Source organism: Lactobacillus laiwuensis (genome assembly GCF_019972835.1).
Taxonomy (GTDB): Bacteria; Bacillota; Bacilli; order Lactobacillales; family Lactobacillaceae; genus Lactobacillus; species Lactobacillus laiwuensis.
Genome location: NZ_BPPB01000022.1, coordinates 1 through 11,593 on the forward strand (window position 1 = coordinate 1; position 11,593 = coordinate 11,593).

General features: G+C 35.9%; 9 protein-coding genes, 5 tRNA genes, 1 riboswitch and 1 other annotated feature. Of the genes, 13 read left to right on the plus strand and 1 reads right to left on the minus strand.

The genetic code is table 11. The features are described from left to right. Positions 1-4: 4 nt before the first annotated feature. The 11 genes from LDM92_RS09460 (at position 5) to LDM92_RS09510 (ending at position 6,290) form a co-directional block, all read left to right on the plus strand. A tRNA-Asn gene (locus tag LDM92_RS09460) sits at positions 5-77 on the plus strand. A gap of 9 nt (positions 78-86) precedes the next feature. After that, positions 87-176, plus strand: a tRNA-Ser gene (locus LDM92_RS09465). A 419-nt stretch (positions 177-595) separates the two neighbouring features. Then, the gene (locus LDM92_RS09470; RefSeq protein WP_223903030.1) at positions 596-856 is read left to right on the plus strand and encodes a hypothetical protein; all 261 of its coding nucleotides are present in this window, start codon (positions 596-598) and stop codon (positions 854-856) included. A gap of 130 nt (positions 857-986) precedes the next feature. Then, positions 987-1,199: a hypothetical protein gene (locus LDM92_RS09475; RefSeq protein WP_223903031.1), complete on the plus strand. Its 213-nt coding sequence runs from the start codon at positions 987-989 to the stop codon at positions 1,197-1,199. A gap of 306 nt (positions 1,200-1,505) precedes the next feature. Beyond that, positions 1,506-1,578: transfer RNA gene (locus tag LDM92_RS09480), tRNA-Val, on the plus strand. 122 nt (positions 1,579-1,700) lie between these two features. Continuing rightward, positions 1,701-1,772: transfer RNA gene (locus tag LDM92_RS09485), tRNA-Glu, on the plus strand. Positions 1,773-1,776: 4 nt separating this feature from the next. Continuing rightward, positions 1,777-1,849: transfer RNA gene (locus tag LDM92_RS09490), tRNA-Val, on the plus strand. Between the two features lie 81 nt (positions 1,850-1,930). Next, positions 1,931-2,011, plus strand: a riboswitch (SMK box riboswitch). After that, positions 2,009-3,208, plus strand: coding sequence for a methionine adenosyltransferase (gene metK, locus LDM92_RS09495; RefSeq protein WP_223903032.1), 1,200 nt, complete (start codon positions 2,009-2,011; stop codon positions 3,206-3,208). It overlaps the preceding riboswitch by 3 nt. Positions 3,209-3,237: 29 nt before the next feature. After that, on the plus strand, positions 3,238-4,692 hold the full coding sequence (locus tag LDM92_RS09500; protein ID WP_223903033.1) for an MDR family MFS transporter: 1,455 nt from the start codon (positions 3,238-3,240) through the stop codon (positions 4,690-4,692). A 137-nt stretch (positions 4,693-4,829) separates the two neighbouring features. Further along, the gene (locus tag LDM92_RS09505; protein WP_223903034.1) at positions 4,830-5,576 is read left to right on the plus strand and encodes a tyrosine-protein phosphatase; all 747 of its coding nucleotides are present in this window, start codon (positions 4,830-4,832) and stop codon (positions 5,574-5,576) included. A gap of 225 nt (positions 5,577-5,801) precedes the next feature. Further along, positions 5,802-6,290, plus strand: coding sequence for a cupin domain-containing protein (locus LDM92_RS09510; protein WP_223903035.1), 489 nt, complete (start codon positions 5,802-5,804; stop codon positions 6,288-6,290). A gap of 67 nt (positions 6,291-6,357) precedes the next feature. On the opposite strand, the gene LDM92_RS09515 is transcribed toward LDM92_RS09510, so the two are convergent. Beyond that, the gene (locus LDM92_RS09515) at positions 6,358-7,050 is read right to left on the minus strand and encodes a phosphatase PAP2 family protein (RefSeq protein ID WP_223903036.1); all 693 of its coding nucleotides are present in this window, start codon (positions 7,048-7,050) and stop codon (positions 6,358-6,360) included. A 27-nt stretch (positions 7,051-7,077) separates the two neighbouring features. Further along, positions 7,078-7,267: a binding site (T-box leader), on the plus strand. Between the two features lie 38 nt (positions 7,268-7,305). On the opposite strand from LDM92_RS09515, the gene leuS reads away from it, so the two are divergent. Both leuS and LDM92_RS09525 read left to right on the plus strand, forming a co-directional pair. Next, positions 7,306-9,720: a leucine--tRNA ligase gene (gene leuS / locus LDM92_RS09520; RefSeq protein ID WP_223903037.1), complete on the plus strand. Its 2,415-nt coding sequence runs from the start codon at positions 7,306-7,308 to the stop codon at positions 9,718-9,720. 95 nt (positions 9,721-9,815) lie between these two features. Further along, positions 9,816-11,459 (plus strand): putative polysaccharide biosynthesis protein, encoded by a 1,644-nt coding sequence (locus tag LDM92_RS09525; RefSeq protein WP_223903038.1) that lies wholly within the window; start codon positions 9,816-9,818, stop codon positions 11,457-11,459. Positions 11,460-11,593 lie beyond the last annotated feature (134 nt).

Below are 11,593 nucleotides of genomic sequence, written 5' to 3' on the forward strand. Positions count from 1 at the left end.
GCATTCCGGCTTAGCTCAGTTGGTAGAGCGCTTGACTGTTAATCAAGATGTCGTCAGTTCGAGTCTGACAGCCGGAGTTCAATTTTGGAGTGTTGTCCGAGTGGCTTAAGGAGCATGATTGGAAATCATGTATATGGGTTAATCCTGTATCGAGAGTTCAAATCTCTCACACTCCGTAAATAAAATAATAAAAGCTGCTAAATCTATGTTTAGCAGCTTTTAATTTATAAAAAGTTCGAAGTGAATCCTGAAAGTTAAGCTACTTTCCGAACTTACTGTATGAACCTACTAAGATTAATGGAATAATTTTATTATCTGCTGATCTTACTTTACTTTAATTGATTTAAACTGTAATCATAATATAATCAGTAACAAAGTGAACAAGTGGGGCTTGGCCGAATTTATAAGCAGGAAGATTAGAGATTTGCTTGGCAAACATGTAACTTTAAAATGTTAATGAAATATTTTTAACAATAAACTTAAGAAATAAAGTCTACTAAATTCTATTAGAAAATAACTTTAATAAAATAGTTTGATATAAGAGAAATAATAACTATGATTATGTAACATGAACTAGAAAGGAAGCGGAGTATAATTGAAGGCAAGTGAGAAAGAAGCAATAAATGTTTTAAAGAGAGCGTTTAAAGCTAAAGAACTTTATATATATGTATTTACTATTCAAGATTATTTTGCGGATGAAACAGATCAACTAGCAATAGACAATCCTAATATGGAAGATTATTTAAATGATGTAATTCCAGAATTTACTGAATCTTACGATGAGACAAAAAAAGATATATGGCTCAACGATTTGAAAAAGATTATTAAAAAAGCAGAAACATTGATAAAAAAATAAGAAGCAAATTTAATATTATTATAAAAAGAGGACCGAAAATTGCAATATGAAATTGAGCATCCTAGGTTGTTTGACAGATGTCAAAAGAAAATAGAACTAAATTTACTTAAAATCAATATGGAGGTTAAATATGGATCCGCATAAAATGACTTTACCAGAAATAATTGCCAATTTTCGTGCAAGAAAGGTTACTTTTACACTTAAAGATGGGAGCAAAAAAACTATTTTTGTTGAAGAAATCGAGAATGAAGATGATGACCAGCCCGAACTGATCTTTATGGCTGCAGGCGATAATACTCAAGATATATGGATTTCAGATGTAGTAAGTGCAGAACCAGAGTAGAATAATATAAAGTAACCGATTCGGATAAAATAAAAATATTTTATCTAAATTTTATTTATTTTTATATTGAGCTACAGAGACTATACTTTTTCACAGATAAATATTGAATCCGTATTTTAATAATAAAAATTAAATTAGATATAGTTTCTACTAAGTTCAAGTTTAATTAACTATTTGTAAACAATGGCTTTATAGGTATTAAATTTATAATTATTACCTGAATCAAACAAAAATTTCAAAAAAATGTAGACATAAATAGAAACTTATGCTAAATTATTAAGAGTGGTCGAGAGATGACAACAAAATGGAGGATTAGCTCAGCTGGGAGAGCATCTGCCTTACAAGCAGGAGGTCACAGGTTCGAGCCCTGTATCCTCCATAATGATGGTGGTGTGAAGGGAAGTTCGCGCCGCCATTATTTATTGATTAACTAATAAATTGAATCCTTGCATTTTCTTTCAAAATAGGTATACTATTAAAAGTGCTTTGATTCAGAACAATGACCCGTTGGTCAAGCGGTTAAGACATCGCCCTTTCACGGCGGTAACATGGGTTCAAATCCCGTACGGGTCACTTTGGAGGATTAGCTCAGCTGGGAGAGCATCTGCCTTACAAGCAGGAGGTCACAGGTTCGAGCCCTGTATCCTCCATCGTTCTATGGCTACCGAACATGCGGTAGCTTTTTTTATTATCAATATAATATATAAGAACATAGAACGGAAATTTTAAAAAATCGGTTCAAGTCCTGAGAGGATCCTTAAACGGAGATGCCTTGTAACCGAATAGCTATTGTCTATAGGGGGACTAATATGGAAAAACGTTTGTTTACTTCAGAATCTGTTTCTGAAGGTCATCCAGACAAAATTGCTGATCAGATTTCTGATGCAATTTTGGATGCTATTATTGCCAAAGACCCTCAAGCTCATGTAGCTTGTGAGACCATCGTCAATACTGGTATTGTCTATGTCTTTGGTGAAATATCAACTAGTGCTTATGTTGATATTCAAGGAATTGTTCGCAAGACAGTTTTGAGAATTGGCTATGATAAACCAGAACTTGGTTTTGATGGCAATAATTGCGCTGTCTTAATTGATATTGATGAACAATCACCTGATATTGCTCAAGGCGTTGATCATTCTCTTGAAACGCGTGAAAATCAATCTGACGAAGATCAGCTTGATCAAATTGGAGCTGGAGATCAAGGCTTAATGTTTGGTTTTGCAATCAACGAAACGCCTGAATTAATGCCTTTGCCTATTTCGCTTGCTCATCGCTTGATGAGACAGGTTGCCAAGCTACGTAAAGACGGTACTTTAACTTGGCTTAGACCTGATGCTAAGGCAGAAGTGACTGTTGAATATGATGAAAAACAAAAACCAACACGTGTAGATACCGTTGTTATTTCAACACAGACCGATGATAAGGTTTCAAATGAGGAAATTCGCCAGGCTATGATTGATTTGGCAATTAAAAAGGTAATACCTGCTAAATACCTTGATGAAAAGACCAAGTTTCTAATTAACCCATCAGGTCGCTTTGTTATTGGTGGACCTAAAGGTGATTCAGGATTGACTGGACGTAAAATTATTGTTGATACTTACGGTGGTTATGCTCGCCACGGTGGTGGCGCTTTTTCTGGAAAGGATCCGACAAAGGTTGACCGCAGTGCCAGTTATGCTGCCAGATATGTGGCTAAAAATATTGTTGCTGCAGGTTTGGCTGATCGCTGTGAAGTTCAATTAGCTTACGCAATTGGTGTTGCTCATCCCGTTTCAGTCATGGTTGATACAGCCGGAACTGGTAAAGTAAGTGATGACCTTTTAACAAAAGCAGTACGTAAGGTCTTTGACTTGCGCCCAGCTGGAATAATAAAAATGCTTAATTTAAGGCGGCCAATTTATGAGCAAACAGCAGCATACGGTCACTTTGGCAGAACAGATATTGATTTACCATGGGAGCAAACGGACAAAGTTCAAGATCTTTTAAATTTTGTTCATGAAAATAAATAATTTTAGCAGCTAATGAAGGAGTTGTAATTGTGAAGAAGACAAATGTACGAGTAGTAATGATTGCGATTTTTATGACGACATTTATGACCGCCATCGAAGGTACAATCGTTTCTACTGCAATGCCGACAATTGTTTCCGATCTAAATGGATTAGAAATTATGAATTGGGTTGTTTCCATATTTTTGTTTATGACTGCTGTGTCAACTCCTTTATATGGCAAATTAGCAGACAGCTTTGGTCGTAAACCAATTTTTCTATTTGGAATAGCTCTTTTTGTGATTGGGTCTGCTCTTTGTGGTCAGGCTCAGAATATGGTTGAACTAATTTTATTCCGTGTTATTCAGGGACTGGGTTCTGGAGCTGTTCAACCAGTTGCGATGACCATAATTGCAGATTTATATAGTCTGGAAAAAAGAACAAAAATGCTGGGTCTCAACTCTGGTTTTTGGGGCGTAGCTTCAGTCATTGCTCCATTACTTGGTGGCTTTATTGTGCAAAATCTTTCTTGGCACTGGGTTTTCTACATTAATGTGCCAATTGGTATCATTGCACTTTTATTAATTGTCTTTTTCTTAAATGAACCAAAGAATAAGCAAAAGACTAAACTTGACGTTAAAGGAACATTTTGGCTAGTTGTTTTGCTTTTGACCTTAATGTTTACATTACAAGATCTTGGCACCATTAAACCGCTTATTTTAGCTGCTTTGGTTGCTTTAATCATCGTTAGTACAATTATCTTTTATCATGAAGAAAAGCGTGCCGCTGACCCGATAATGCCACTTTCAATGCTCAAGGGCAGAGAGTTCTTAGCTGTCAATATGATTACCCTGCTTGTAGCAGGGGTAGTTATTGGCTTTGAGTTTTATATTCCAACATGGATGCAGGGCATTAACGGAACTTCTGCTACTATAGCAGGTTTTGCCGTAACTCCAAGTTCTGTTATGTGGGTTGTAGGTTCATTTTTGATCGGGGGCATGCTAAGTCGCTGGGGTGTGAGAAAAACCTTCTTTGGATTGCTTACAGTTCTTTTAGTGGCTGATTGTATGTTACTGCTTGTTCCTATTCATACTCCGTTTTGGGTATTTTGCGTCATAGCAACGCTTAATGGCTTTTCCTTTGGTGGAGTTCTAACCGCATCACAGGTCAGGTCACAGGTTTTAGTTTCTAAAGAAAATATTGGTGTTGCCACTTCCTTTAATACTTTAATGAGGTATTTGGGTCAGACTATGATGGTTTCCATTTTTGGTATTACTTTTAATACTGTGGTGGCACATCAACTTGCAAAACATCCGAATTTAACACAAGGCATGATGAACAAAATAGTTTCATCAGCTAAAGCCCGAGAACTATCTGCGAACTTAATTCCACAATTAAGGCAAGTACTTTTCAGTGCTTTAAAAGGGGTTTACTTCGTTTCGCTTGCTGCTATAATAATATCTGTTATTTTTAATTGTATTTATAAAAGCAAAGAGAAAGCTAATTAGTAGTTAGATTTATAACAGACCTGCTGGTTTATTTGCCAGCAGGTTTTTTATTTTAAAATTTTTTCATTAGTAGAAATATTTAGCCTTAAAAATTATAATAAGCAATATTAAATTTAATAAATAATTGGAGTAGAAAAATGGCAAGGGAAATTACTAATTGGCGTTCCTTAGGTGGTTACACTGGATTTGCAGGAAGAAAAGTAAAAGATAGGCTACTTTTTCGGTGTGGACAATTGTATAACTTGACGCCTTATCAAAAAGATCAAGTCCAAGATAAATATCAAATTAAGAGAGTTTTTGATTTTAGAGGTGAAGAAGAAAGAAAACAATTTCCAGATTATTTGTGGTCCGGATTAGATTACGTTGTAATTGATGTCTTAAAAGATGCTCAAGTTAATCAAGCCAGTGTTGATGAAATTGTTTCTGGCAATAACCAAGCTGAAGAAGATATGCTTACCACCTATGAAGAACTGGCTTTACAAAAGTCAGCTCAAAATGGCTATCACCAATTTTTAATGACTCTCGTAAATGATCCTGTTCCGTCTGCATTTCATTGCTTTGCGGGCAAAGATCGCACAGGAGTAGCAGCTGCTTTAATTTTGAAAAGCTTGGGAGTAAGTGACGATCAAATCTTTGCGGATTATCTAAAAACTATTAAGGCGCGTAAGCAGGAAAATCAGGAAATTTTGGACTACTTAAGAGATCAATTAACAAGTTCACAATTAAAAGATGTTGCTGTAGCTTTAACGGTTCAAAAGTCATATTTAGAACGGTATTTTTCTGCTATTAGGCAAAATTTTGGCGTTTTTGATAATTATCTGATTAAAGGACTGAATTTACCGAGTGATTTTAAGAGCAAAGTGAGGCAAATTTATTTGGTATGAAATAAAAAATGATATGTTTCTTGAATTCTGTTTTCATATCTTTTTTTAGTTTTGGATGTTCTTCACAAATTATTTTGAATGTTGTACACACCAACATATAGTATGTGCAATATTAGTTTTAATAGACATTGTTTGCCTATTAAAATTTCAGCTGACAATAAAGACAAAGTGATCTAAATTTATAATAAAGAAATTTAATTATGCGAAATTTATTAAGGAGAAAAAATGCAAAGAGACGACTATATCAAAAATTTAAATCTTGAACCTCATCAAGAAGGTGGCTGGTTCAGACAAGTTTATACTAGTGACGAAGAATTTTATGATAAGGATAGTAATGGAAAGCGTTTTTATTATACTTCAATTTACTTTTTGCTTGATGATACGAGTTGTTCTCACTTTCACCGGCTGAATCATGATGAAATGTGGTATTATCACGATGGAAAAGCAATTACTATTCATTGTATTTCTCCAGAAGGTAAATACACTGCTGTTAAGTTAGGCAAAAATGTTTCTGCTGGAGAATGTATGCAATTCAAAGTTCCCAAACACACCATTTTTGCATCAGAAGTTACTAAACCAAACAGTTTTTGTTTAGTAAGCTGTGTTGTTTCACCAGGATTTGATTATCATGACTTTGAGATGCTTAAAAAGGCAGATTTACTAAAACAATATCCTGCATATCAAAATATCATTAATCGCTTAGCAATTGACTGAGCTAAATTCCAAATTAGGGCAGCAAAAAAAGAGTTCAAATCACTAATTGATAAGAACTCTTCATTACTTAATAGAGGGTACCTTGTGCACTCTGCTTTTCTAAATAATAGTGGTATAAGAAAGAATAGCCAATCAAAAGAAATGCAATTCCTTCTAAAAAACCACCAACCACGTCAGAGGGATAGTGAACATGGTTGAAAATCCTTGTATAACCAATTAATATTGGAAAGCAGGCCCAAATGATGCACAAACAAGTCTTAACTGTTTTGTTTTTAATTAATAAAATTGTTAAAACAATCAAAATCCCAAATAATGTGGCACTGCCAACAGAATGTCCTGATGGAAAACTATAGCCGTGAGCTGCCACAAGGTGTTGGGTAAGCGGTCGGTGACGAGCTATTGCATGTTTGATGATCCAGTTGTAGCCATTAGCCGCAATCATAGTTCCAGCAGTAAAAAATGCATAGGCAAACTTTCTGCAAAATGCCAAAACAATTACCATGATAATTGTTTCAATCATAATTACGTTAGTATTACCTAAATTGGTAAATGTTGTTGCAAATTTGATTACAGCAGGATTGTTATTGCAGATAATATTTATAACTGTTTGATCAAATTTTTGGATAAACTGATTTTCGGAAGCAACCAAAATTGCCCACGCTGCGTAAGTAATCAAAAAGATTGTAGCAGGTACTATGGTGTCTCTTTTTGTCTTAATTGTTTTGTTCAAAAACTTTCTCCCCTTGTTTTTTTTATTCATTGTGGTAAATTATAATCATTATTGGTCAAAAAATAAAGATCAGGAACTAGTAGCAATTTTGTTTTTCTATAGAGAAGAGTCGGAAGGTGCAAGACTTGAGAAGCGAATTGTGAACTGAGCCTGGGACAAATCTAACGTTTGCTATCCGCGTTAAGGGGCATGAGTGTCACGCATTTAGTGTGGAACTTAGGTGGTACCGCGATTATTCGTCCTATGAAAAAATATTTCATAGGACTTTTTTTATGAGGTAAAAATATGTACAATCACAAAGTTGTCGAAAAGAAATGGCAGGATTACTGGGAAAAAAATCAAACATTTAAAACCGGTAATGACCCGAAAAAGAAAAATTATTATGTTTTAGATATGTTTCCTTTTCCATCTGGTAAAGGACTGCATGTAGGACATCCGGAAGGGTACACAGCAACAGATATCATTGCAAGGATGAAACGTAGTCAAGGCTATAACGTCCTTCACCCAATGGGCTGGGATGCTTTTGGTCTTCCGACTGAACAGTATGCTCTTCAGACTGGGCAAGACCCGGCTCTTGTTACTACTGAAAATATTGCCAATTTTAAACGGCAGCTAAATACTCTCGGTTTCTCCTACGACTGGAACAGGGAACTTGCAACTTGTGATCCAAAATATTACAAGTGGACGCAATGGACATTTGAACAAATGTATAAAAATGGTTTGGCCTATGAAGCAGAAGCTCCGGTTAACTGGTCACCTGATTTAGGTACAGTAGTTGCTAACGAAGATATTGTTGATGGTAAGACTGAACGCGGTGGTTACCCGATCTATCGGCGCAATATGAAGCAGTGGATGCTGAGAATAACTAAATATGCAGATCGTCTTCTAGCTGGCCTTGATAATCTTGACTGGCCGGAAAATATTAAGGAAATGCAGCGTAACTGGATTGGTCGCTCTGTGGGTGCACAAATTACTTTTAAAGTAAAAGACTCTAATGAAACATTTGATGTCTTTAGTACCCGTCCAGATACTTTATTTGGTGCAACCTATGCTGTTTTAGCGCCTGAAAATAAATTAGTCCAGAAAATAATGACCGATGGTCAAAAAGATGAAGTTAACGCCTATATTAAACAAATTGAATCTAAGTCCGACCTTGAAAGAACAGATTTAAATAAAACCAAGACTGGTGTGTTTACAGGTGCCTATGCCATTAATCCTGTAAATGACAAAGAAATTCCAATCTGGATTGCTGATTATGTTCTTGGCAGTTATGGGACTGGTGCCGTAATGGCTGTCCCAGCGCACGACTCCCGTGATTATGAGTTCGCTCGGAAATTTAATTTGCCTATTAAACCAGTTATTAAGGGCGGAGATGTTGCACAAGAAGCATATACCGGTGATGGTCCTCACATAGATTCTGAGTTCCTAAATGGGCTCAACAATACAGAAGCTAAAGAGAAAATTGTTGGTTGGCTTACTGAACACCACGCTGGAGAGAAAAAAGTTAATTACAAATTACGTGACTGGGAATTTAGTCGTCAGCGTTATTGGGGTGAGCCAATTCCAGTAATTCACTGGGAAGATGGAGAAACAACGCTGGTTCCAGAAAATGAATTACCACTCGTTTTACCTCATGCTACTGACATCAAGCCGTCAGGCACACCAGAAAGTCCTTTAGTAAACCTCAAGGATTGGGTTAATGTAGTTGATAAAAACGGCCGTAAGGGTAAACGTGAAACTAATACTATGCCTAACTGGGCGGGTTCATCATGGTACTTCCTGCGCTTTGTTGATCCGCACAATGATAATAAATTAGCTGATTTCGAATTGCTGAAAAAGTGGATGCCTGTTGATCTTTATATCGGTGGTGCGGAGCATGCTGTGCGTCACCTGCTTTATGCTAGATTTTGGAATATGGTTTTATATGACTTGGGTGTTGTTCCAAATGAAGAGCCGTTTCAAAGATTGTTTAATCAGGGATTAATTCTGAAAGACCATGATAAAATGTCTAAGTCAAAGGGCAATGTGGTTAATCCAGATGACGTAATTGATGAATATGGTGCAGACAGTCTGAGAATGTACGAAATGTTTATGGGCCCCCTTGATGCTTCTATTGACTGGGATGACAACGGTCCTGCTTCAACCAAGAAGTTCTTGGACAGAGTTTGGCGTTTATTTGTTAACGATTTGGATCTTAAAGCTATTCCTCAAGAAAACATCGTAGAGGAGAACGACGGTACTTTAGATAAAGTTTATAATGAAACTGTTAAGAAAGTTACTGAAGATTTTGATGATTTACACTTTAACACCGCAATTTCTCAGTTAATGGTCTTTATTAACGCAGCGCAGAAAGCTAAAGCTATTCCAAGAGAATATGCAGAAGGTTTCATCACGCTTTTAGCGCCGATTGCTCCACACATGATGGAAGAAATCTGGCAAATATTCGGTCATGACGAATCTGTAACATTTGCCCAATGGCCAACCTATGATCCAGCTAAATTAGTTGAGTCAACGGTTGAAATTATGGTACAAGTTAATGGCAAACTGCGTGGGAATTTTACGGCTGCTGTTGATTTGGATAAAGGTGAAGTTCAAAAGCAGGCATTAGCTCTGCCACATGTGCAGAAGTTTTTGCAAGGCAAAGATGTAAAAAAGGTCATTGTTGTACCGAATAAAATTGTCAATATTGTAGCTAAATAAAGTTAATTTTTCCTAAAGTGCAAAGTATATTTGTTGTTAATTGCCTTTTTTCATTCACAATAATATAGTTAGTAAACTAGATTTAGGGAATATTAATGAGAGAAAATAATTTATCTGAAGAAAATACACAAAATACCTTCATTAAGGGCAGTGCATGGATGACTTTTGGCTCTATTACTTCACGTATTTTAGGGGCACTCTATATTATTCCATGGTTTTATTGGATGTCACCTTACGGCAATATTGCCAATGCATTAACTGCTAGAAGTTATAATATCTATAGTATTTTTATTTTAATATCTACAGCAGGAATTCCTGGCGCTGTCGCGAAACAGGTGGCAAAATATAATGCGCTTAATGAGTACGGTGTAGGACGTAAACTTTTTCATCGTGGTCTAATTTTAATGGTAATTTTGGGTATCATTTCAGCTACAATAATGTACTTTGCTTCGCCTTTTTTGGCATCTAATGGTTCGCAAATTGATCCCAGACAGGTAAAAGTCATGCGTAGTCTGTCATATGCTATCCTGATCATCCCTGTTTTAAGCATTATGAGAGGATATTTTCAGGGCTATGAGGACATGATGCCATCGGCCATGTCTCAGTTTGTGGAACAGCTGGCGCGGGTTATTTGGATGTTATTAACTGCTTATGTAATTATGCAGGTGCAACACGGCAACTTTGTTGACGCTGTTGTGCAGTCAAATTTAGCTGCAGCAATCGGAGCAATTTTTGGAATTGCCGTACTATCTTGGTTTTTGCTTTCGCGGCGTAACAAGCTTAATGAATTAGTTGAAAATTCTAATAATGAAATCCAAGTTTCAACATCTGCTCTTTTTGCAGAAATTATTGCTCAGGCAATTCCGTTTATTATTATTGATGCTGGTATCCAGCTTTTTTATCTGGTGGATCAATATACCTTTCATCCTATGATTGGTAATTTAATTAATGCCTCCAATAATACAATTGAGACTTGGTATGCGTTATTTGCTCTCAATGCTAATAAGCTGATTATGATTATTGTATCTCTTGCCAGCGCGATGGCTGTAACAGCGATTCCTTTGTTATCAGCAGCCCATACCAAGCATGACTTTAAAGGTATTTCTGATCAAATAGGTAATACTTTAGATCTGTTTCTATTTGTCATGATTCCAGCCTCTTTTGGTATGGCAGCAATTTCTACACCGGTTTATACAATTTTTTATGGTTATGACAAGTTAGGTTCAAATGTTTTATATCTTTCATCATTTACAGCAATAAGTTTAGGTTTATTCACTGTATTGATGGCAATTTTACAGGGATTATCCGAAAATGGTCTTGCCATAAAGTATTTAGTATTAGGGTTAATCATTAAGATTTTAATGCAATACCCCATGATTTATGTCTTTAAAATATTTGGACCATTGATTGCCACTAATTTGGGAATGCTAGTTATTATCTTTATGGCCTTAAAACATCTTAAGGTTGGCTATAATTTCAATGAAAATCGTACAAGAAGGCGTTTTATCGGAATTACTGCTTTTTCCGTGATCATGTTTTTGCTGGTTTTGGCTACGGAAAAAGGTCTTGAACTGTTTTTGAATCCTGCAAGTAGTTTACAGTCACTTGTCATTGTTTTTGTCACGGTAGTTGTGGGTTGCTTGTTTTATGGCTTTGCGGCTATCAAATCTGACCTGGCACAGAAGATACTAGGCGATAAAATTATTCCTATCTTAGAAAAACTGCATATCCATGTTTAAATAAAATATTATTTTAATACAGTTAGTAAACAAAAAACCTGTTATCAATATAAATTGTGAAGCTAACCCCTAAAACTGGACGTTAGTTTTATATCGTTTTACTTAAGGCTTGATTCCGATATTGAATCGGAGTT

Coding starts and splice junctions, on each gene's coding strand:
- LDM92_RS09475 (WP_223903031.1), top strand. CDS start 987: ATGGATCCGCATAAAATGACTTTACCAGAAATAATTGCCAATTTTCGT.
- metK (WP_223903032.1), top strand. CDS start 2,009: ATGGAAAAACGTTTGTTTACTTCAGAATCTGTTTCTGAAGGTCATCCA.
- LDM92_RS09505 (WP_223903034.1), top strand. CDS start 4,830: ATGGCAAGGGAAATTACTAATTGGCGTTCCTTAGGTGGTTACACTGGA.
- LDM92_RS09510 (WP_223903035.1), top strand. CDS start 5,802: ATGCAAAGAGACGACTATATCAAAAATTTAAATCTTGAACCTCATCAA.
- LDM92_RS09515 (WP_223903036.1), bottom strand. CDS start 7,050: ATGAATAAAAAAAACAAGGGGAGAAAGTTTTTGAACAAAACAATTAAG.
- leuS (WP_223903037.1), top strand. CDS start 7,306: ATGTACAATCACAAAGTTGTCGAAAAGAAATGGCAGGATTACTGGGAA.
- LDM92_RS09525 (WP_223903038.1), top strand. CDS start 9,816: ATGAGAGAAAATAATTTATCTGAAGAAAATACACAAAATACCTTCATT.